27 protein-coding genes are annotated in these 18,765 nt (G+C 60.6%); 12 read left to right on the plus strand and 15 right to left on the minus strand.

The window, feature by feature from the left end; genetic code table 11:
* The first annotated feature begins 1 nt into the window (after position 1).
* From FHU29_RS13790 to FHU29_RS13805, 4 genes are all read left to right on the plus strand, one after another.
* Positions 2-1,165, plus strand: a complete 1,164-nt coding sequence (locus tag FHU29_RS13790; RefSeq protein ID WP_064438568.1) for an acyl-CoA dehydrogenase family protein — start codon at positions 2-4, stop codon at positions 1,163-1,165.
* Positions 1,162-1,650 carry a MaoC family dehydratase gene (locus tag FHU29_RS13795; RefSeq protein WP_064438567.1) on the plus strand — a complete coding sequence of 163 codons (489 nt, stop codon included), beginning with the start codon at positions 1,162-1,164 and terminating at the stop codon, positions 1,648-1,650. Before FHU29_RS13790 ends, FHU29_RS13795 begins: the two co-directional genes overlap by 4 nt.
* Before the next feature lie 70 nt (positions 1,651-1,720).
* Complete coding sequence (locus tag FHU29_RS13800; protein ID WP_064438566.1) at positions 1,721-2,551, plus strand: HpcH/HpaI aldolase/citrate lyase family protein; 831 nt, start codon at positions 1,721-1,723, stop codon at positions 2,549-2,551.
* The gene (locus tag FHU29_RS13805) at positions 2,548-4,488 is read left to right on the plus strand and encodes an acetoacetate--CoA ligase (protein WP_064438565.1); all 1,941 of its coding nucleotides are present in this window, start codon (positions 2,548-2,550) and stop codon (positions 4,486-4,488) included. The genes FHU29_RS13800 and FHU29_RS13805 overlap by 4 nt, the downstream gene beginning before the upstream one ends.
* Positions 4,489-4,522: 34 nt before the next feature.
* Here FHU29_RS13805 and FHU29_RS13810 read toward each other — a convergent pair whose 3' ends face one another.
* The 10 genes from FHU29_RS13810 to FHU29_RS13855 all read right to left on the minus strand — a co-directional run bounded on the left by FHU29_RS13810 (position 4,523) and on the right by FHU29_RS13855 (position 11,170).
* Complete coding sequence (locus FHU29_RS13810) at positions 4,523-4,945, minus strand: helix-turn-helix transcriptional regulator (RefSeq protein ID WP_064438564.1); 423 nt, start codon at positions 4,943-4,945, stop codon at positions 4,523-4,525.
* Positions 4,946-5,035: 90 nt separating this feature from the next.
* Complete coding sequence (locus tag FHU29_RS13815) at positions 5,036-5,815, minus strand: ABC transporter permease (RefSeq protein WP_064438563.1); 780 nt, start codon at positions 5,813-5,815, stop codon at positions 5,036-5,038.
* A complete protein-coding gene (locus FHU29_RS13820; protein WP_064438562.1) occupies positions 5,812-6,771 on the minus strand; it encodes an ATP-binding cassette domain-containing protein in 960 nt (319 codons plus the stop codon). Before FHU29_RS13820 ends, FHU29_RS13815 begins: the two co-directional genes overlap by 4 nt.
* Before the next feature lie 111 nt (positions 6,772-6,882).
* Positions 6,883-7,398, minus strand: coding sequence for an EXLDI protein (locus FHU29_RS13825; RefSeq protein WP_064438561.1), 516 nt, complete (start codon positions 7,396-7,398; stop codon positions 6,883-6,885).
* Between the two features lie 164 nt (positions 7,399-7,562).
* Positions 7,563-8,003, minus strand: a complete 441-nt coding sequence (locus FHU29_RS13830) for a hypothetical protein (RefSeq protein ID WP_083962085.1) — start codon at positions 8,001-8,003, stop codon at positions 7,563-7,565.
* Between the two features lie 78 nt (positions 8,004-8,081).
* On the minus strand, positions 8,082-9,035 hold the full coding sequence (locus FHU29_RS13835; RefSeq protein WP_064438560.1) for an RNase H family protein: 954 nt from the start codon (positions 9,033-9,035) through the stop codon (positions 8,082-8,084).
* 117 nt (positions 9,036-9,152) lie between these two features.
* Complete coding sequence (locus tag FHU29_RS23715) at positions 9,153-9,533, minus strand: DUF732 domain-containing protein (protein WP_064438559.1); 381 nt, start codon at positions 9,531-9,533, stop codon at positions 9,153-9,155.
* Positions 9,534-9,548: 15 nt separating this feature from the next.
* Positions 9,549-9,893, minus strand: a complete 345-nt coding sequence (locus FHU29_RS13845) for a hypothetical protein (protein WP_064438558.1) — start codon at positions 9,891-9,893, stop codon at positions 9,549-9,551.
* A gap of 99 nt (positions 9,894-9,992) precedes the next feature.
* On the minus strand, positions 9,993-10,688 hold the full coding sequence (locus tag FHU29_RS13850; RefSeq protein WP_064438557.1) for a GAF and ANTAR domain-containing protein: 696 nt from the start codon (positions 10,686-10,688) through the stop codon (positions 9,993-9,995).
* A gap of 68 nt (positions 10,689-10,756) precedes the next feature.
* Positions 10,757-11,170 (minus strand): STAS domain-containing protein, encoded by a 414-nt coding sequence (locus tag FHU29_RS13855; protein ID WP_083962084.1) that lies wholly within the window; start codon positions 11,168-11,170, stop codon positions 10,757-10,759.
* 277 nt (positions 11,171-11,447) lie between these two features.
* Here FHU29_RS13855 and FHU29_RS13860 point away from each other — a divergent pair, with 277 nt between their 5' ends.
* The 6 genes from FHU29_RS13860 (at position 11,448) to FHU29_RS13885 (ending at position 13,707) form a co-directional block, all read left to right on the plus strand.
* Positions 11,448-11,885 (plus strand): ATP-binding protein, encoded by a 438-nt coding sequence (locus tag FHU29_RS13860; protein WP_064438555.1) that lies wholly within the window; start codon positions 11,448-11,450, stop codon positions 11,883-11,885.
* Positions 11,882-12,646: a SigB/SigF/SigG family RNA polymerase sigma factor gene (locus FHU29_RS13865; RefSeq protein WP_083962082.1), complete on the plus strand. Its 765-nt coding sequence runs from the start codon at positions 11,882-11,884 to the stop codon at positions 12,644-12,646. Before FHU29_RS13860 ends, FHU29_RS13865 begins: the two co-directional genes overlap by 4 nt.
* Positions 12,647-12,716: 70 nt before the next feature.
* Positions 12,717-12,980, plus strand: a complete 264-nt coding sequence (locus tag FHU29_RS13870; RefSeq protein WP_064438553.1) for a hypothetical protein — start codon at positions 12,717-12,719, stop codon at positions 12,978-12,980.
* Positions 12,981-13,079: 99 nt separating this feature from the next.
* On the plus strand, positions 13,080-13,286 hold the full coding sequence (locus FHU29_RS13875; protein ID WP_064438552.1) for a CsbD family protein: 207 nt from the start codon (positions 13,080-13,082) through the stop codon (positions 13,284-13,286).
* Positions 13,283-13,438 (plus strand): DUF6131 family protein, encoded by a 156-nt coding sequence (locus tag FHU29_RS13880; RefSeq protein ID WP_183377563.1) that lies wholly within the window; start codon positions 13,283-13,285, stop codon positions 13,436-13,438. The genes FHU29_RS13875 and FHU29_RS13880 overlap by 4 nt, the downstream gene beginning before the upstream one ends.
* A 59-nt stretch (positions 13,439-13,497) precedes the next feature.
* Positions 13,498-13,707 (plus strand): hypothetical protein, encoded by a 210-nt coding sequence (locus tag FHU29_RS13885; protein ID WP_064438551.1) that lies wholly within the window; start codon positions 13,498-13,500, stop codon positions 13,705-13,707.
* Between the two features lie 113 nt (positions 13,708-13,820).
* On the opposite strand, the gene FHU29_RS13890 is transcribed toward FHU29_RS13885, so the two are convergent.
* Entirely contained in the window at positions 13,821-13,979 is a 159-nt protein-coding gene (locus FHU29_RS13890) for a hypothetical protein (protein WP_157094870.1), read from the minus strand.
* A gap of 132 nt (positions 13,980-14,111) precedes the next feature.
* On the opposite strand from FHU29_RS13890, the gene FHU29_RS13895 reads away from it, so the two are divergent.
* Positions 14,112-14,384 (plus strand): Rv1893 family protein, encoded by a 273-nt coding sequence (locus FHU29_RS13895; protein ID WP_064438550.1) that lies wholly within the window; start codon positions 14,112-14,114, stop codon positions 14,382-14,384.
* 29 nt (positions 14,385-14,413) lie between these two features.
* Here FHU29_RS13895 and mftD read toward each other — a convergent pair whose 3' ends face one another.
* From mftD to mftA, 4 genes are read right to left on the minus strand one after another with little or no spacing between them, the layout of a single operon-like run.
* Positions 14,414-15,586, minus strand: coding sequence for a pre-mycofactocin synthase MftD (gene mftD / locus FHU29_RS13900; protein ID WP_064438549.1), 1,173 nt, complete (start codon positions 15,584-15,586; stop codon positions 14,414-14,416).
* A 35-nt stretch (positions 15,587-15,621) separates the two neighbouring features.
* Positions 15,622-16,806 carry a mycofactocin radical SAM maturase gene (gene mftC / locus FHU29_RS13905; RefSeq protein WP_064438548.1) on the minus strand — a complete coding sequence of 395 codons (1,185 nt, stop codon included), beginning with the start codon at positions 16,804-16,806 and terminating at the stop codon, positions 15,622-15,624.
* Entirely contained in the window at positions 16,803-17,120 is a 318-nt protein-coding gene (mftB, locus tag FHU29_RS13910; RefSeq protein WP_064438547.1) for a mycofactocin biosynthesis chaperone MftB, read from the minus strand. The genes mftC and mftB overlap by 4 nt, the downstream gene beginning before the upstream one ends.
* Complete coding sequence (mftA, locus tag FHU29_RS23280) at positions 17,098-17,214, minus strand: mycofactocin precursor MftA (protein WP_064438546.1); 117 nt, start codon at positions 17,212-17,214, stop codon at positions 17,098-17,100. Before mftA ends, mftB begins: the two co-directional genes overlap by 23 nt.
* A 349-nt stretch (positions 17,215-17,563) precedes the next feature.
* Here mftA and FHU29_RS13920 point away from each other — a divergent pair, with 349 nt between their 5' ends.
* Positions 17,564-18,763, plus strand: coding sequence for an iron-containing alcohol dehydrogenase (locus tag FHU29_RS13920; protein ID WP_423785878.1), 1,200 nt, complete (start codon positions 17,564-17,566; stop codon positions 18,761-18,763).
* The last annotated feature ends 2 nt before the right edge of the window (positions 18,764-18,765 follow it).

Here is an 18,765-nt window from a genome sequence, read left to right on the forward strand (position 1 = left end):
CATGACCAGCTTTCTTTCCACCGCACAGCTGCCAGACGAGTATGAGCAGCTTCGCCGTTCGGTCGCTGATTTCGCAAAGACGGTCGTCGCGCCGGTCGCTGCCGAGCATGACGAAAAGAAGACATTCCCCTACGAAATCGTGTCGGGTATGGCTGACATGGGGCTGTTCGGTCTGCCGTTCCCCGAGGAGTACGGGGGAATGGGCGGCGACTACTTTGCGCTGTGCCTCGCCCTCGAGGAACTCGGGAAGGTTGATCAGTCGGTCGCCATCACGCTCGAAGCAGGGGTCTCCCTCGGTGCGATGCCGATTTACCGGTTCGGAACCGAGGAGCAGAAGCAGGAATGGCTACCGCTCCTTGCCAGCGGTAAGGCGCTCGGCGCTTTTGGGCTCACCGAGCCTGGCGCGGGCAGCGACGCGGGCGGCACGAAGACAACCGCGAAGCTCGACAGCGGGGAGTGGGTGATCAACGGCAGCAAGCAATTCATCACTAACTCCGGTACCGATATCACTCGGCTTATCACCGTCACGGCAGTGACCGGTACGAATGCGGCTGGCAAAAAGGAAATCTCGACGATCATCGTTCCTGCCGATACTCCTGGTTTCACCGCCCAGCCCGCGTACTCGAAGGTGGGCTGGCACGCGTCAGATACCCATCCGCTTTCCTTCGATGACGTGCGCGTCCCCGAAGATAACTTGCTTGGTGAGCGTGGCCGTGGGTACGCGAACTTCCTCCGGATCCTTGACGAGGGACGTATCGCGATCGCTGCGCTCGGCACGGGCGTCGCGCAGGGTTGCGTCGATGAATGTGTCCGGTACGCGAAGGAACGCAGCGCGTTCGGCAAGCCGATCGGGCAGAACCAGGCAATAGCCTTCAAGATCGCGCGAATGGAAGCCCGGGCTGCTGCTTCTCGCGCCGCCTATTACGATGCGGCCGCTCTGATGCTCTCGGGCAAGTCATTCAAAAAGGCTGCCGCGATCGCGAAGATGGTGTCCAGTGAGGCTGCAATGGACAACGCGCGGGACGCTACTCAGGTGTTCGGTGGCTACGGGTATATGAACGAGTACCTGGTGGCGAGGCACTACCGCGACAGCAAGATTCTCGAGATCGGCGAGGGTACGACTGAGGTTCAGCTGATGCTCATCGCGAGGGAGCTTGGACTATGAGTCAGCAAGGAAGCCGCCGGATCGTCCAGCGGGGCTTATGGTTCGAGGAGTTCGAGGTTGGTGCGATTTATGAGCACCGTCCCGGCCGGACGATCACCGAAGCTGACAACGTGCTCTTCACCACCCTCACGATGAACACTCAGGCCCTTCACCTGGACGCAGCCTGGAGCGAAACGCAGAAGCCGTTCGAGCAGCGACTGGTGAACTCGATGTTCACGCTCTCGACGCTGGTGGGCCTTTCCGTAGCCCAGCTCACCCAGGGCACCATCGTCGCGAATCTTGGATTCTCGGACATCAGCTTTCCGAAGCCAGTGTTCCACGGCGACACCCTGTATGCCGAAACGCTGATTCTGGATAAGCGCGCCTCGAACAGCCGTCCCGGCGAAGGCGTCATCACGTTCGAACACACAGGGCGCAACCAGCACGGAGATGACATTGCCAAGGCGGTGCGCAAAACCCTGGTGCGGATGGCACCTCATGGCTGATGCTGGTGCTCGGGCACTGTTATCCCCCATTCGCGACCGGACGTGGTGTCCCATACGGTGAGGAGGCGCGATGACGTCATTGAAGTACGGCCCGGCCTGGTTGTTTTGTCCGGCTGACAGGCCTGAGCGATTCGCTAAGGCCGCTAAAGCTGCTGACATTGTCATTCTTGATCTCGAGGACGGCGTCGCGCCCGCGGACAAGCCTGCCGCGCGCGAGGCTTTGATCGACACACAGCTCGATCCGGAGCGAACTGTGGTGCGCATCAATCCGCACGACACCGAAGACCATGCGCTCGATTGTGAAACTCTCGCCAAGACGGGATATCACGCCATTATGCTCGCGAAATGTGAAGCGCCAGCACAGCTCCGTGACCTCTTCGACTATGAGGTCTTCGGATTGATCGAGACTCCACTCGGTGCGGTGCGCGTTGCCGATATTGCGCAGACCCCGAACTTGCGCGGTTTGATGTGGGGTGCGGAGGACCTCATTGCGGGTATGGGTGGGCAATCCAGCCGCCGCAGGGACGGGACCTACCGCGATGTGGCCCGCCACGTGCGCTCCTCAGTCCTCCTTGCGGCCACGGCGTTCGACCGCTTAGCTCTCGATGCCGTGTACATCGACATCCGCGATATCGACGGACTTCGTGACGAAGCGATTGACGCTGCGGCAACCGGTTTCGACGCGAAAGTGGCGATCCACCCATCGCAGGTCGCCGTGGTTCGAGAGGCGTTCGCTCCCGCGCCAGAAGAAGTCGGCTGGGCGCGCCGCGTGCTCACCCAGGCGGATGGTGAACGCGGCGTATTCGCGTTCGAAGGGCGAATGGTGGACGCGCCGGTGCTGCGGCACGCGGAAGCAGTCGTTGCACGCGCGGAAGCAGCACGGCAGGAGGGGCCGAAGTGAGCACATCTGAGTCACAAGAACTGTGGACGCCCGCGCCCGAGGACATCGAGTTCGCGCAGGTCACTGAATTCACGCGGTTCGCTGGGCGGTTTGGGGCGCCGTCCGGTGACTATGACGCCTTGTGGTCCTGGTCGGTGGCAGATGTGGGGCGGTTCTGGGAGGTCGTGTGGGACTACTTCGGTGCGGGTGAGCGCCGCGGCCCGGCGTTGACCGACGACCGGATGCCCGGCGCCCGGTGGTTTCCGGAAGCGCGACTGAACTATGCCGATGTGGTGCTGCGCGCCGGCCGGGGTGATCAGGTCGCGATGCTTGATCTCGCTGAGGATGAGCCCACACGGGAAGTGACCTGGCAGCGACTGCGGTTCGAGGTGGCGTCATTGGCGCAGTCCCTGCGCGACGCGGGCGTTGGCCGCGGCGATCGCGTAGTGGGGTATCTGCCGAATATCCCCGAAGCGATTGTGGGTCTACTCGCGACTGCATCCATTGGCGCGGTGTGGGCCGGGTGCGGTCAGGACTACTCGCCGCCAGCGGCGGTGACGCGGCTGGGGCAACTGGAGCCGAAAGTGCTGATCGCGGCGGACGGTTACCGTTACGGCGGCAAGGCCCATGACAAACGTGAAGCAGTCGCCGAGGTCGCGGACGCGCTGCCGTCAGTGAGTATGACGATTCTTGTCCAGCGGCTCGGCCTCGACGTTCCAGAGGGTATGGAAGCCTGGGATGCGGTGACGAGCAGTCCTGCGGAACTCGCGGCGGAACCGGTGGAGTTTGATCACCCACTATGGGTGGTGTTCTCTTCGGGCACAACAGGTTTACCAAAAGGCATCGTGCACGGCCATGGTGGCGTGGTGCTCGAACATGCGAAGCATCTTTCACTTCACCTCGATCTAGGTCCAGACGATAGGTTCTTCTGGTTCACGTCCCCGAGTTGGATGATGTGGAACTTTCTTGTTGCGGGCTTGATGGTGGGTTCGGTCATCGTCACGTATGACGGCAGCCCAGCTCATCCTGGAGCGGATGGATTGTGGAAGCTGGCCGCCGACAACGCGGTGACATTCTTGGGGACGAGTCCGGGGTACGTGCTTGCGTGTAGCAAGGCGGGCGTCGTGCCGCGAGATTCCTACGACCTGTCGGTGCTGCGATCGGTGGGCATCACGGGTGCGACGCTGCCGGCGTCGTCGGCTCAGTGGCTGGCCGAGAATGTGGGCGCGCAGAAACAGATCTGTTCGATCAGTGGTGGTACGGATGTGGTGTCGGCGTTTGTCGGCCCGGTCCGGACAGTGCCTGTGTGGGCAGGGGAGATTAGCAGGCCCTGCCTGGGCGTGGCGCTTGATGCGTTCGACGGTGCAGGCAAGCCGGTGCGAGGCGATGTGGGTGAGCTGGTGATTACCCAGCCGATGCCATCGATGCCGGTGTCATTCTGGAATGACCCTTCGGGGGAGAAGTACCGGGACGCTTACTTCTCGGACTTTCCTGGAGTATGGCGCCATGGCGACTGGATCACCATCACCGAGCGTGGATCGATCGAAATGCATGGGCGTAGCGATTCGACGCTGAACCGGCACGGAATCCGGATGGGCAGCGCGGACATTTACCAGGCTGTGGAACAGGTTGAGGAGGTAACCGAAGCGCTAGTGCTCGGTATCGAGCTACCTGACGGCGGATACTGGATGCCGCTGTTCGTTGAGCTGGCCGACGGGGTAGAGCTGACCGAGGCTCTCGTTTCGAAGATCCGGACGGTGATCCGCGACGAGCTTTCACCGCGACACGTTCCCGACGAAGTCATCGCCGCGCCAGGCATTCCGCACACCCGCACCGGCAAGAAGCTGGAAGTCCCGCTGAAAAAAATCCTTCAGGGTGCGGACCCGGCAAAAGCCGTCGATCGCAGCGCGATCGATTCTCCGGACCTGCTCGACTGGTACGCAACACATAAGCGGTGACAGGCCTGGCCACCGGTCAGGAGATACTGGGACGTTACTGCCCCAGTATCTCCTTGATCACGAGATAGTCGGGCCGGACGGGAAGTGCTCGGCGGGTACCAGTGACATCGGCGGGCAGTGTGCCGCTGGGATGTTCCGCAATCGCTCTGATGAAGGTGCTGACGGCTTCCCCTTGCTGCTTGGTCAACTGCCACGCTTCCCTCGGCGGAGTCCAGAGGTAATCATCGTGTGGCGGCGGAAGGTGGGCTGCCTTGTGCAACTGCTTCAGCGGGATCCCCAGCAGACGTGAGAACGCCCGGAGAGTGCGGTGAGTGGGCTTCCCGTGCTTTGAGCTGAGATAAAGCGAAATGGTAGCGATCGAAAGTGGCAGTCCATGGGCTTCAGCCATTTCCGAGAGCTTCCGGACTCCCCAGCCGTGCGGGATGTGGTCCTTCAAGAACTGTGACAGGTCACTCATCACCCAAATCTCCAAAATTAACTATGCCAATCAGCTAGACACTGATACTAACCGCGGCCTGATCCAATGGGAATGGGCATACTCAGCGAGCTACCGCGTCTTGCGCCGGAAGATCGCCATCGACCAGAAATACCCCACGACTCCGATTCCGAGGCACCAAGCTAATGCAATTGGCCCACTGCTGCCGATTTCCGTGCCCATTAGCAGACCACGCAGCGTCTCAGTGAGTGGCGTAAACGGCTGGTGCTCGGCGAAGTGCCGCATACCGGCCGGCATCGTCTCAGTCGGCACTAGGCCGCTGCCGAGGAACGGCAGCATCACTAGCGGAAACGGCATGTTGCTGGCACTTTCGGGATTGGCGGCAAGCAATCCCATCGCGACGGCCAGCCAGGTCAGGGCGATAACCAACAGGGCGATCAGTCCGAATGCGGCGGCCCATTCCACGGCGGTAGCGGTAGGGCGGAAACCAATGAGCAACGCGACACCGACCATCGCGGCAACTCCGAGGAGTGCCTGTATCAGTGTCCCGATGACGTGGCCCGCGAGTATCGATGACTGTGTGATCGCCATCGTGCGGAACCGGTTGACGATCCCCTTCGTCGCGTCAGTGGCGATGGAGACTGCCACTCCTACCGTGACATAAGCGGGTATCAGCAGCATCATGCCGGGCGTGAGGTAGTCAATGTACGCGCTGTCACTGCCTCCGACTGCGATACCGAGCGCACCGCCGAAAACATAGTTGAAGACCAGGAGGAGAATAATTGGCATGACGATGAGGCTGAACGTCATGCTCGGATACCGTTTGGCGTGAACCAGGTTGCGGCGCAGCATGGTCGCCGAGTCAGCTAGTGGATACGTCAGTGTGCTCATCGTGCGGATTCCTTAGTTGTCGTGGTGTGGCCCGTGAGGGACAGGAAGACGTCGTCGAGGTCGGGTGTGTGAACGGACAGGCCCTCCGGCTCGATGCGTGCAGCGTCGAGTTGGTCGAGCACCGAGCGCAATGATCGGACTCCGCCGTCGCTCGGAACAGCGAGGGATAACTTCTCTTCGTCCCTGGCGCCGGTGCTCAGGAGACTGGCGGCAGCTTCGAGTCCGGCACGGTCCGTGAATTGCAGCCGGATATGTCCACCTGGCACGAGCCGTTTGAGCTCGGCTGGTGTGCCCTCTGCGACGATCTTCCCCTGGTCAAGCACCGCGATGCGATCAGCCAGCTGGTCCGCTTCCTCAAGGTACTGGGTGGTGAGGAAGATGGTGACTCCGGTCGCGACGAGTTCGCGGATGATCTCCCACATCGTGCGGCGGCTGCGCGGATCCAGGCCGGTTGTGGGCTCATCGAGGAATATGATCCGGGGATCTCCCACCAGTGTCATTGCGAGATCGAGCCGCCTGGTCATGCCTCCTGAGTAGGAGCTGGCCACGCGGTTCCCGGCCTCGGTGAGGCTGAATCGCTCCAGCAGTTCGTCGGCGAGGCGCCGGCTTTCCCGTCTCGGAAGGTGGTGCAGATCGCCCATCAGAATCAGGTTTTCTCGGCCCGTAAGGAGCTCGTCTACTGCTGAGAACTGGCCCGTCACGCCGATCGCCGACCGGACGGAGTGGCGTTCGCTGGCGAGGTCGTGGCCATCGATCTGAATGACACCGCTGTCCGCTTGGATCAGTGTGGAGAGGATTTGCACGGTTGTGGTCTTGCCCGCTCCGTTGGGGCCGAGCAGCGAGAAGATCGTGCCTTCGCCGATCGTGAGGTCGATGCCGTCGAGCACGATGTGTTCGCCGAATGATTTGTGGAGACCGGTTACCGAGATCGCCGGTCTGCGAGTCGTCGCAGTCATGGTCGCCTTTCATAAAGTGATGCGCATAAATGCATGGATTTAGCCAGCTGTGGCCCCGGTTGTGGCCAAAGTGTGCTGGAGTGTGATTATTCGGTTGTGGGGCAGACCTTGTTAGATGTCGAGGTCCTCGATATGTGGCAGGTCGGCAACGCTAGCGACTCGCTCGTAGAACTTGGCTGACAGGTGTTCGCGGAGTTCTTCGATCGAGTCTGTGATTGTCAGCGTGAAGTCGCCCCAGTCTTGATCGCCGACGCTGAGCATGCGGCGCCAGTTCTTCAGGTCTTTCAGCCAGTTGATGTCAGTCGGGTACTCGGCCCAGTTGGAGTGCTGGGCATGCATCGCAAACTTCCCCTTCCGGCCGCGATACACCCGGATGTGCTCGATGCGGTGCTCATTGAGATCGCGCCACTCGCCAAGCAGCGTGCCGGAGAACCGCACCTGGCGGACGCCGTTGTGGCCGACTTTGAGGACCACTTCTTCGAATCCTTCTTGTCGTCCTTCCTCGAGTTCGATGTATCGGCGCAGGGCTGCCACGACCGCTCCGGAGAGGTTTCCGCCGACCAGTTCTTGAGCGCGCTGAAAGAGCGGCAGATCGTCGTCGGCGACATAGATGGTCTTATTGGGCATGAGATGACTATACGTAGATGTATACATACATGCAAGAGTCGTGTGTGACTTTGCGACTTTGCGTGCGGAAAACGAAATCGCCCCTCGTCCTGATGCAGGCACCAGGCGGGCGAGGGGCGAAATCGTCTCCGGGTCCGAAGAGGATGGGGTCGCTGTTGTTACTGTCAGGGCACCTGGTCAGTGGTGAAACCAGGGATGACGCCGCACGTCTCGCCTGCCGCGTTCTCGTAGATTCCGTAGACCGCGGAGATGACCATCCCTGGCCCGGTTTCTGCGAGGGCGAGGGGCACAAAGACGTCGTCGGCGAGGAACTCAGTGGGCACCATCGGCTGCGTCCCAAACTGGAATGAGTCGATGTTCAGCCAGCCGACGTTGGCGCCGTCGCCGCCCTGTTCGTTGATGACATAGAAGACGTGCTCGGCTGGCACGGCGTCGTTATCGGAGTTGACGACCGATTGCACGCCAGCTATGCCGCTCTCGCACAGCACGACTGTCGGCTGATTGTCGAAAGGTGCTGCCCCTGCTATTGCTGGGACAGCAATAGCTGCTGCTGCGGCTGCACTGATCGCGAATGCGGAACGGGTGATGGTTTTGGTTGTAGGCACGCGAATTCCTTCCTGAGATCCTTCGTGACAACTTGAGGCTAACCCGAATTCCAGTACGCGTATGCAGGTTTCAGGACGTCAGCCAAGATCCGACAAAATGCCCGAGATGATGCGCCTGCGCGCATCGGCGCTGACGTGACTGGTGTGACAGCGTCGCGCAGCCACAGCAAGCCTATGCGCTGCTTCATTGAGCGGGTGCCCGTTGTGCCCGCGCACCCAATCGAACGTCACGACCCGCCCGGACCGCTTGATATCAACACGTGCGAGCACTTCGATCACAGTATGGTCGTGCAGGTACGAGCCACTTTTCACATATCCGAGTGCGGTTTGGCTGTCCATCAGAATATGGAGCGGCTCATCAGCGGGGAAAGTGTCCAGAGCGAGCTCGACCGCCAAGAGCTCCGCAACATCCACGCGACCAATATTCGGGCGGAACCTGGACTGTGCGACACCGTCGGTACTCACGCATGCGATGCCAGCGCCCTTATGTCGTGCGCGCAGCGACGCATCGGTAGCGACCACATTTCGTCGTGGCTCGGACCGGGCGACGCCCGCGCACTGGGCTTGACACCGATGCACTTCGCCGTCGACCCAGTGCCCCGCGATTTGATTCAGCCGGGCGAGTACCGGGTCATCCGCTTCCACGACGATCTCGGACTGGGGAAAAGCTGCCACTGCAGGGAGGAACAGGTCGCGCAGAGGTTCCTGATGCAGGTAAACGCGGAGAGTGCGCGGACGGCCTTCGACAAGCTTGTAGAGGTACTCGAAGGCGTCCACTCCCGCTAGGCCCAAGGACGAAAGATCACGGCCGTTGCCGCGCGGATTCTCCCGTGCAAAATGGCTGAGAGTGACGAATGTGCCGTCACTGACGGCGGCGACCGCGCGTGACACCGTCCGTACTGCGGTGTCTGTCACCTGATCAGAGGTGAACGTCCGAACGACGCCATACCATTGGCCAGCGCAATTGTTGGAGGTGCGACTTTCTGGCGGAGGAGCATGGCGCAGCAGATGCTGCAGCTTGCTGTACAGCACAGGCGCTCCTTCCTTGCGAAAGTAGCGTCAGGTTACGACAGTTTGTGTCGCACCGGGCGAAAAATCATCTGTCGTGGCGATTTTCCGCGTGAGTCGGCGCGCCTGTGCTGTGGTTTGCTAGCAGCCTGTCGACTGAAGCAAGTTCAGGATCTGATCCGCACGGGCGTCGTCGATCTCGGCGTCGCCTGATTCGAACGAGTCACGCACCGAGTCGATGAGATCGTCCCGATCGTCGCCGTCGCGCACGTCGTCGCAGACATCTTCGGCCGCAGAGAGGATTTCGTCGTCAGTCATGTCCGCGGCAACATCGGGATACTGGTTACGCAGTGCCGAGACGAAAGCAAGGTCAACGATCGCATCCACGGCACCGCCAACCGCATTGGTAGTGGTTTCCTCCGCATCACTGCCGTTGTCGTCCGCACCGCAAGCCGGTAGCACCGCGGCGAGTGCAACGATCGCAGCGCCAGCGAGTGATTTCTGGATGAAGCGAGTGTTCACAGGTTCTCCTATGAGCTAGGGCTGGAGGTCAGCGTCTCGGATTGGTGTTTCGTCATTGCCTTCAATAGCACAAAGGGCCATTACCGCGAGGGATGCTCCCTCGATCTGTGCGTCGGTCGGTTCGCCTTCCTCTTCTTCGGCCAAGAAATCTTCCACCGTTGAGCGCTGTTCATCAGGGTCCTGTTCCGAGAACTCGCGGCACGTGGTGTCGCCACCAGTCCGGAAGACGTCACCGACTTCCTCGGTGAAGTCTCCGATTGTGTCTTCTACATCGGTGTCATCACCACAACCGCTGAGAACAAGCGCAGCTGCCGCAGTTGCGGCAACAAAGGCGGTGCGGATACGGCGTGAAGCAGTCATGTTTACCTCCAAGTGAGCCCAGGGGAGAACAGCAGGACGCACTCATGAAGGTAACCGCTTCCGGCGAACTTCATACCTTTCGGGCGAATTTGACGAAGGTTACGTGACGGCGGACCGGGCTTCAGCGACGACGTTGGATGCCACAGTGCGCAGTTTCTCCTGGCTGCGCTGGGAGAGAGTCACCAGCAACGAGAACGCTCGCTCGTCGTCAATCTTGAACCGCTCCATGAGAATTCCCTTGGCCATACCGATCACGTCCCGGTTGTCGAGCGCTTCGAGTAGCTGGACTTTTTCTCGTGAGTGGGAGAGTGCGATCGAGGCGTGTGCGGCGAAGGGCTGCCCGGTATAGATGGCCTCATCGTCGAAGGCATCTCGGTGGCGCGAGTAGAGGTTCAGAGCACCAAGAATCTGTCCGTCCGAGTGCAGGCGAAACGCCAGCATCGACTGCACACCCTCCCGTACCGCCGCTGGCGAGAAGCGCGGCCAGCGCGATTCGGCAGCCATGTTGTTGGTGCGGAAGGTATCAGCTTCCAGAATCGCGTCGAGGCAGGGGCCCTCGCCAAACTGGTACTGGAACTGGTCTATGTGCTCAACGAAGTCTGACGACGGAGCCGCAGTTGTGATCCGACCGTTCGAGAGGAGGGATAGGCCGGCCTCGTCAGTCCCGGGGATACTCTTCTGCGCTTCTCTGACGATCGCCTCGAGCGTAGCGTCATGGTTCGGTTCGCCGCCCATTGACATTGCAGCGTCGGCAAGCAGGGCAGCAAGATCCGGGCGAGTCTGCGATTCCGTCATCGGAACTCCTTGTGAGCAGGAAGGGACGCACCGCCGCCGACAAGCCGGGAGCGGGGTGATGCGAACAATTATGAGGTCTGCTCGAGGACCTGAACCGTCGGGTCGTGTGAAAGCTTGTGCACGGCGTCACTGACGCCACGCATAACGTTGAGCTTCTCGTCGAGTTCCGCGGCGCAAAGCAGGTGGCGAACCGCGCGACTTCCGACCGTCGCGAATCTCGTGCCGTGCTCCATGAGCCTGTCACCCGCGCGCAGCAGCACCTCAGCGCCGCTCACTCCGAGGAAAGTGATGCCAGTGAGGTCGAAGATCCGGGGTCCACCGGTCTCCAGGTGGGGCGCCAGGGAACTCCAGACGTCGAGCGCGTTCGTCGCGTCGATCTCGCCTGAGATCCGGATAATGACTGCCCCGCTGAAGGTGCGTTCGGCTGAGACATGCGCGTCCGCCACTGCCGTCGCGTGGATACGTGTTGAGTATGACCTCATCGCTGAAGTGTCCTCCCATCTAGTGAGTGGATGGGAGCGCGAAATCGGACCTAGCAATATACGAGCACCAGGCTAGGTATACCGTGACTTCACGCATCCCGCAGCGGCTGTGTGCTCAACCGTCTTTGATGTTACCTGTGCCACGTGAGCTGTTACAACGATTCGCAACTAAATCTCATATAACCGGGCGTATGACTTTCTACCATCTGGGTACCCTCCTCCGTGCACCGGGCATTGCGGTGCTTGACTAATGAACACCAGCTCACGTGGAGTAAATATGACCGACGGCGTGGGGTTTGACCACAACGCCGAGGAACGAGTGGAGCTGCGTTTCCCGGCAACCCTGACTCAGCTTTCTCTTGCTCGTCTAGTCACTGTGGCCGTCATGACGCGCGCGGATTTCGACGGTGACTCCGTTGAGGATCTGCGGATGGCCGTGGACGAGGCCTGTACCCAGCTCATCGCTACTGCTTCTGAAGATGGCGAAGTTCATTGTGTGTTTGTTTCAACGGACGAGGGTGTGACCGTCACAGCAGGCGTCACCCCGAGCGGCAATTCTGACCTGCAAAGGTCGGGACTTGGCTGGCACATTATCGAGGCTCTGACGGATTCCGCAGTCGTCCGTTCCCTCCCGGCCGGTGCGATTTCGGGCGGCGATAGTGCAGGTACGTCAGTCATCGAGTTGCAGAAGCGGAAGTGTGGCGTCAAAGGGTGACGAACGACGATTACGCCGACGTCGTCCCGCTATTGAGGGAACTTTCGGCGATTCCTGAAAATACACCGGATCATGGTGAGTTGCGCGACAAAATCATCGTGCGCTGCCTTCCGCTCGCTCAGAACATCGCCCGACGTTTCGCGGGCCGCGGTGAAGACCCGGAAGACCTTCTTCAGGTTGCTCGACTCGGTTTGGTGAACGCGGTGGAACGGTTCGATGCGGAGCGCAATTCCGAGTTCCTCGCATTCGCTGTGCCGACCATCATGGGGGAGGTTCGACGCTATTTCCGTGACAGTTCTTCAGCGATCCGATTGCCGCGGAGACTGCAAGAACTTCGTGCGCAGATCGCCGCGGCAACCCCAGAATTGACGCAAAGGCTTGGCCGATCGGTGACTACCAGCGAAATCGCAGCCGAACTGGGCGAATCATTCGGGGATGTGGCTGAAGCTATCGCGGCTGCCGCGACATCACACCTCGTGCCTCTCGACGCTGACCCGAACGATGACGGTTCCGCCGCAGGCCGGTGGGAACGCATCGGCATCAATGATGAGCGACTCGAAACTGTTGATGATCAACAGCTTTTGTTACCTGCGATTGCCGAACTTCCTGAACGAGAGCGCGAGATGATGCGGCTTCGTTTCATCGAACAGCAGACTCAGAGCCAGATTGCTCAGCGATTTGAAATCTCCCAGGTGCACGTGTCTCGCCTGCTCGATAAGGCTATGCGGCTGATTCGGGAACGTATTACTGATTCCGAATGAGCGCACTATGTTTGACGCTGTCGACAGCGGGGTATTCCTTTCGCGGTGGGGTGTGGAGAGGAGGTAAGTGATGAGCGACCGTAGCAGCAGAGCGCCTTTCGGCAACATTGCCTTTCTTCTGATAGGTGCTGCAGTTATTGCACTAGCGCTAGCCCTGGTGGCGGCTGCAAACTCGGTCACTGGTGGCGCAGTGGCTGGCGGAGTCGCTGCGGTGGTGTTGTTCGTCGCGGGAGCGTTGCTGTGGCGTAAAAACGCGGCAGTGAAGGCGGACGTGCTTCCAGACACCCACGATAGGCAAACGTCCTCGGAGGGCAGGGGTCCGTTAGATGCGTGAGGTATAAAAACGATCTTTTTGGGAACCCTGCTATTGCCGCTGATTAGCGCCCGTCACACAGCCGGGAGTGCAGCGGTCTGAGATCGAAGGAGTGAGCTGATGGCTGATTTCACCGACAGGCTGAAACACAAGGCCGAGGAACTCTCCGGCGAGGCCAAGCAGAAAGTCGGCAAGCACACTGACGACAGAGACCTGCAAGGCGAAGGTGCCAGTGAGAAGGCGAGCGCCAAGGCGAAGCAGGCAAAGGACAAAGTGACCGATGCCTTCAAGGATGCGAAAGATGCCCTGAAAGGGGACGAAAGATGATTGCACTCGGCTTGATTCTTCTGATTATCGGCTGGCTGGCCGGTATTCAGATTTTGTGGACAATCGGTATCGTGCTGCTCGTCATAGGTGCGATACTCGCTCTGCTCGGCGCGATCGGGCGCCCAATCGGTGGACGCAAGTACTGGTATTGACGCGAGATTCGGATCCCAGTGTGCTGAGCTGAGGAGTCCTCGACAGAAAGGTCGTTGCCATGCGTGGCGGAGGGCTAATTCTTACCATCGCGCTCATTTGGCTGATTATCGGCGCAATCGCCGCGGGGCAGCGGGGATTGTATACCGACACCCCAGAGAATTGTCCGGGGATCAGCACCCTCGCGGTCACTGTGATCGCGGGCCCGCTCAACTACTTCGGCGTTAACCCGGAGGTCGAGGAATGTATCCTGCCTGAGCCGAGCCAGTAGTTATCAGCTCACAAAACGACGGGTAACCCTCCCAGCGCTCGACGCCCGTCGTCTCCCAAGGTGTTGCGCCGGTTAAGAGGTAGCCGGCGCAACACCGCTTTTTGGGGTGTTTATCAGAAAACTGGCAGATTAAACGCTCCGCCAGTGACGTCATTGACGAACACGGATACTGCGAGCAGGCCGTCGATGATGGCCGCGTACAGATCAGACGGAGGAAAGCCCAACTGCTCTGCGCCGAGCGTAGATAGATCGAAAACCATGATGGGTGGCATTTTTCCTCCGCTGTTTGGGAGTGGGACTGGCCGGGCGGCTGCCCCGGAGTTTACGGGACGCTGCATGCGGGTACACCGCAGTCGGCCCATGTAGTGTGGTCTGCATCACAAATCGAAGACGGGAGGCCGATTATGGCCGAGGAGAAGAAGGAACGCCCAGAACCTACGAACACGGTCGACGCGATGAAGCACATCGCCCAAACCTCCCTTGATAAGTCCGGAGAGATCGTCGAGGGAGCCGCTGACACGCTCAAGGGGAACGTGTCCGGTGGCATCGGCAAGATCATCAAGGGCAGTACTGACATCGCGACGAACGCTGCGGGGAAGGGCACTCGGATCCTCACCCAGCAGTTCAAGAAAGAAGAAAAGGACGACTCCGCGTCACCACCTTCCGGTGAGAAATAGCGGTAGCGGTCGCTAGATTTTCCGCTTGGTCACATCCCGCGCGTGAAGTTGGCCGGGATGACGATGTCGTCTGGCGTGAGTTCGTGGATTGACGACTTCCCGAGGCCGAGGAGCGCGGAATCTATCCCGGCCCGCAGAAGTTCGATCACATTATTGACACCTCTCTCACCGTTGGCTGCCATGCCCCACAGGTAGGCCCGGCCGATCATGACTGCGCGTGCGCCCAGCGCAACAGCCTTGACGACGTCGCTCCCGCGTCGTATACCGCCGTCGAGGACGATTTCGATCTGGTCCCCGACGGCTTCTGCGATGCCCGGTAGCGCCCGGATCGATGCAGGCGTGCTGTCAAGATTGTTGCCACCATGATTTGAGACCGAGATCGCGCTGGCTCCGATATCGACCGCGCGGCGCGCGTCATCGGGGTGCATGATTCCTTTGATCATCAGCGGCCCATCCCATTGGTCGCGCAGCCAGGCGAGGTCAGCCCAGGTAGGTGACGGTGTTTGCATCCATTCGTAGTACGCGCCGAAGAAGGTGGGGCCTGGTTCGCCAGGTTCAGCGAGGTTGGGGGCGGTGAGGTCGGGCAGCGCGCCGCTGCGAACGAAACGCGAGAGCCAGCGGGGACGCTGTATCGCTTGGGGTGCGAACTTCATCATCGTCCTGAAATCGAGGCGCTCAGGAAGCGCGGGGCTGCCCCAGTCGCGCCCTGTCGCGAACGTCCAGTCGAGCGTGACGATCAGTCCTTTCGCCCCAGCTCGCTTCGCCCGGTCGAGTCGCGTACTGAGGACGTCGCGTCCTCCCATCCAGTAAGCCTGGTAGAACGTCTTTGGATTCGCCGCGACGACATCTTCTACGGGTTTGCTCGCGAACGAGCTCAGTCCCATAGCGGTGCCGGCCGCAGCCGACGCGCGTGCTACCGCCAGTTCGCCGTCCGGGTTAATGGCCTGCACACCCGTTGGGGAGATGAGGACGGGAAGCGAGATGTCCTGACCCAGCACTGTGGTCGACTGTTCACGATGTGGCGGCAGGTCAGCGATGTGTGGGCGAAATCCGAGCTCACCGAACGCATCGACGTTGTCTTTGAGAGTGACTCCGCGCTCGGAGCCCGCGAGTAAAGCGAGATATACCGACTTGGGGACCTGCTTCTTCGCGCGCTGCTGAGCTTCGGCGATGGTTTCGAACCACTCCTTGCTGCTGGCCATGATGTTCCTTTCGAGGCTACGTGTGGTCAGGCCGGTCAGGTGAGGCCAGCGAGTGGGCTGGCATTACACGGCCGGTCGGGAACGGATTTGCGAGGCGCCAACGGCATGCCAAGTTGCACTCCCTTTCGTCTCGCCGTGTGCGTGTGATCTTTTTCGGGACGGGGAATTGACCGGGACCCCACTGCTGCCAGCGCGAGTTCACCATTGCCGCGGACGCATTCAGGATCTGGCCCATCTAACGGCAGGCCGGTGAAGAACTTGGCGGCCATACAGCCGCCCTGGCATGCATCGAATGCTGGGCAGGACTTGCAGACACCACCTGTCTGAGGCTGCCGTAGTTGTTCGAAGAGCTCAGACGTACGCCAAACGGATGCGAACCCGCCTTCCTCACGGACGTTCCCGGCGAGGAACTCGGAGTGAATCGCGAAGGGACACGCGTACACGTCACCTACCGGATCGATGAGGCACACGACTCGGCCGGCGCCACACAAGTTCAGTCCAGGCAGCGGGCTCGAACCGAGAGCATTCAGGTGGAAGAATGAATCACCTGTCAGGACGTCCTCACCGTGATCGAGGAGCCACTCATAGATTCGAAGCTGTTGTTCAGCCGTGGGGTGCAGGTCGTCCCACACATCAGCACCGCGGCCGGATGGGCGCAGCCTCGTGATCCGAAGCTGGGCGTCGAACTTGTCCGCAATTGCTTTGAACTCGTCGAGCTGCGACACGTTGTGCCGGGTCATGACCACGGAAATTTTGAAGCCAGTGAATCCCGCGTCGGCAAGGTTCTCCATAGCGCGCATGGCTGTGGCGAATGACCCTGGACCGCGTACGGCATCGTTCACTTCAGCCGTCGCGCCGTCAATCGAAATCTGAATATCGACGTAGTCAGTCGCCGCGAGCTGCCGGGCACGGTCCGGCGTAATACGAACGCCGTTCGTGGAGAACTTCACCCCCACGTGGTGGTCGATCGCGTAGTCGAGCAGCTCCCAGAAGTCCGGGCGGACAGTCGGTTCACCGCCGCCAATGTTGACGTAGAAAACCTGCATGCGCTCAAGTTCATCGATGACGGCCTTGCATTCGGCCGTCGTCAGTTCGCGTGGGTCGCGCTTTCCGGAGGCTGACAGGCAGTGCGTGCATGAGAGGTTGCAAGCGTAGGTCAATTCCCAGGTCAGACAGATGGGGGCATCAAGTCCCTCTTTGAAATGCTCGACGAGTCTCATCGCGCGTGCCCTTCATTGGTGATGGTTCCTGTCGCCGCAAGGCCGGCTAGTGCGTGCAGATAGTGAGGCTGATCCTCTGTGTGCACTCCTGCGGAACTGAGCGCGGCATGCACCGAGCTGTGGTTGTGCAAAGTGCGTACGACGGTCACGAGTTGTGGTGACTTCAGGAAGGCCAGGCGGCGGGTGTGGAAGTCGTAGAGAAGCGCTCCAAAGGGTTCGGGACGAACCGATACTGACGCGGATAGTGCGTAGCGCGAGTGGGGATCGAACGCTTCAGCTCCACGTTCGGTCTCAGTAGACGCCGCACATTCCATCGATGGACACCTCCTCGACGAGCAGGTCCTCAGACGTGAAGCCTGAGTCGTCCGTGGAGGTTTCGCTGGCGGGGTTGATGTTCGACGTGCTCACGATCTTCTCCTAAGGGTGATGTGGATCACTGCTGACGTCGAAGGTAAATGTCTTGGTGGCGACGACGGAAGGGGAAACGGGGAGAACCGTCCGATCGCTGACAATGAACTATCCGGATGGACGGGGCCGACCCCGAATGCCCCGTCCAGTACCTATCCGATCGGGTAGGTACCACCTCCACCTGCGGGCGGTGTGGCGGCCGTCACAATGCGACTACGCTGAGATAAGTGACGGTCCATCTAGCGGAGGAGTACTCGTGATACACGCGCCCGAACCCGCACTAGCCGCGTCACGGCGGTGGACGGAGAATGCGCAGATCTTCACTGATCTGGCGCAGGGTGACGTGCAGGTGCACTCTGATTTGGCCGGTCCGGGGCAGTTGCACAGTGACGCGTGCGCCCCGCAGCTTGCGAAGTTTCACACTCCGGAGATTGTGTTCGGTCCGGGAGCGCTCGCCGAACTAGGGCACGCCGCCCTTCGAGTGGGCGCTCGGCGACCCTTCCTCATTTCGGATCCCGGGATTGAGCAGGCCGGCTGGGTCGACGAAGCGTTCGACCACCTCGAACGCGCTGGCCTGCATCCGACTTTGTGGACTGGCATCACGCCGAACCCGAAAGACTATGAGGTTGACAAGGCGTTCCATCATTACGAAGAAAGCGGCTGCGATGTCATCGTGGCGGTTGGGGGCGGCTCGTGCATCGACGCTGCGAAAGCGGTGGCGATTCTCGCGCGCAACGGCGGCAACATACTCTCGTACGCCGGTGTGGACCGCGTCGTGAAGCCCATCCCACCATTGGTGATGGCCCCTTCCACGTCGGGGACGGGTGCTGACGTTTCCCAATTCGCAGTGATCACGGATACCACGGAGCACGTCAAGGTCACCATCATCAGCCGGACACTTGTTCCGGACATCACAGTGGTCGACCCACGTCTGCTGATCACCATGCCGGATGAGCTCAACGCTGCGACTGGCCTCGACGCACTCACTCACGCGATCGAAGCATTCACCTCGCGAGCCCACAATCGCCTGACGGACTTGCACGCGCTGCACGCGGCCAGGCTGATTACGCAGAATCTCGGCGAGACGATGGTCCACCGGCGCCGAGCTGAACCGCGGATCGCGATGGCACAAGGTGCGCTCGAGGCGGGCATGGCGTTTACGAATGCGATCCTCGGCATCGTGCATGCGATGAGTCACCAAGTTGGGGGTCTGCTGGATGCCCCGCACGGGGTGCTCAATGGCATCTTGCTTCCGCACGGAATCAGGTTCAATGCGGGAGTTGCACCGGAGCGCTTCACGCCCCTAGCCAGAGCGGTGGGAATCGACACCGATGATATGACGGCGGGCCGGGTGGCGGACGTTCTCGCTGACCGCGTGCGTAAGCTCGCCGATGACGTGGGTGTGCCGAAAGGTCTTGCTGCACTTGGTGTTCGAGAGTCGGACATTCCGATCCTGGCGCGCACGACGTTGCACGACGCGTGCCTTGCGACGAATCCCCGTGAAGCTGATGAAGCGCAGGTTGCTGCGCTGTTCCGTGAAGCCCTGTAAGG

It is taken from the genome of Hoyosella altamirensis, from assembly GCF_014191505.1.
In the GTDB taxonomy this organism is placed as follows: Bacteria; Actinomycetota; Actinomycetes; order Mycobacteriales; family Mycobacteriaceae; genus Hoyosella; species Hoyosella altamirensis.

Excerpts from the sequence above, each read along its gene's own strand:
- FHU29_RS13790 (WP_064438568.1), top strand. The coding sequence starts at position 2 with ATGACCAGCTTTCTTTCCACCGCACAGCTGCCAGACGAGTATGAGCAG.
- FHU29_RS13795 (WP_064438567.1), top strand. The coding sequence starts at position 1,162 with ATGAGTCAGCAAGGAAGCCGCCGGATCGTCCAGCGGGGCTTATGGTTC.
- FHU29_RS13800 (WP_064438566.1), top strand. The coding sequence starts at position 1,721 with ATGACGTCATTGAAGTACGGCCCGGCCTGGTTGTTTTGTCCGGCTGAC.
- FHU29_RS13810 (WP_064438564.1), bottom strand. The coding sequence starts at position 4,945 with ATGAGTGACCTGTCACAGTTCTTGAAGGACCACATCCCGCACGGCTGG.
- FHU29_RS13815 (WP_064438563.1), bottom strand. The coding sequence starts at position 5,815 with ATGAGCACACTGACGTATCCACTAGCTGACTCGGCGACCATGCTGCGC.
- FHU29_RS13820 (WP_064438562.1), bottom strand. The coding sequence starts at position 6,771 with ATGACTGCGACGACTCGCAGACCGGCGATCTCGGTAACCGGTCTCCAC.
- FHU29_RS13825 (WP_064438561.1), bottom strand. The coding sequence starts at position 7,398 with ATGCCCAATAAGACCATCTATGTCGCCGACGACGATCTGCCGCTCTTT.
- FHU29_RS13845 (WP_064438558.1), bottom strand. The coding sequence starts at position 9,893 with ATGACTGCTTCACGCCGTATCCGCACCGCCTTTGTTGCCGCAACTGCG.
- FHU29_RS13850 (WP_064438557.1), bottom strand. The coding sequence starts at position 10,688 with ATGACGGAATCGCAGACTCGCCCGGATCTTGCTGCCCTGCTTGCCGAC.
- FHU29_RS13855 (WP_083962084.1), bottom strand. The coding sequence starts at position 11,170 with ATGAGGTCATACTCAACACGTATCCACGCGACGGCAGTGGCGGACGCG.
- FHU29_RS13860 (WP_064438555.1), top strand. The coding sequence starts at position 11,448 with ATGACCGACGGCGTGGGGTTTGACCACAACGCCGAGGAACGAGTGGAG.
- FHU29_RS13870 (WP_064438553.1), top strand. The coding sequence starts at position 12,717 with ATGAGCGACCGTAGCAGCAGAGCGCCTTTCGGCAACATTGCCTTTCTT.
- FHU29_RS13875 (WP_064438552.1), top strand. The coding sequence starts at position 13,080 with ATGGCTGATTTCACCGACAGGCTGAAACACAAGGCCGAGGAACTCTCC.
- FHU29_RS13880 (WP_183377563.1), top strand. The coding sequence starts at position 13,283 with ATGATTGCACTCGGCTTGATTCTTCTGATTATCGGCTGGCTGGCCGGT.
- FHU29_RS13885 (WP_064438551.1), top strand. The coding sequence starts at position 13,498 with ATGCGTGGCGGAGGGCTAATTCTTACCATCGCGCTCATTTGGCTGATT.
- FHU29_RS13890 (WP_157094870.1), bottom strand. The coding sequence starts at position 13,979 with ATGCCACCCATCATGGTTTTCGATCTATCTACGCTCGGCGCAGAGCAG.
- FHU29_RS13895 (WP_064438550.1), top strand. The coding sequence starts at position 14,112 with ATGGCCGAGGAGAAGAAGGAACGCCCAGAACCTACGAACACGGTCGAC.
- mftD (WP_064438549.1), bottom strand. The coding sequence starts at position 15,586 with ATGGCCAGCAGCAAGGAGTGGTTCGAAACCATCGCCGAAGCTCAGCAG.
- mftC (WP_064438548.1), bottom strand. The coding sequence starts at position 16,806 with ATGAGACTCGTCGAGCATTTCAAAGAGGGACTTGATGCCCCCATCTGT.
- mftB (WP_064438547.1), bottom strand. The coding sequence starts at position 17,120 with ATGGAATGTGCGGCGTCTACTGAGACCGAACGTGGAGCTGAAGCGTTC.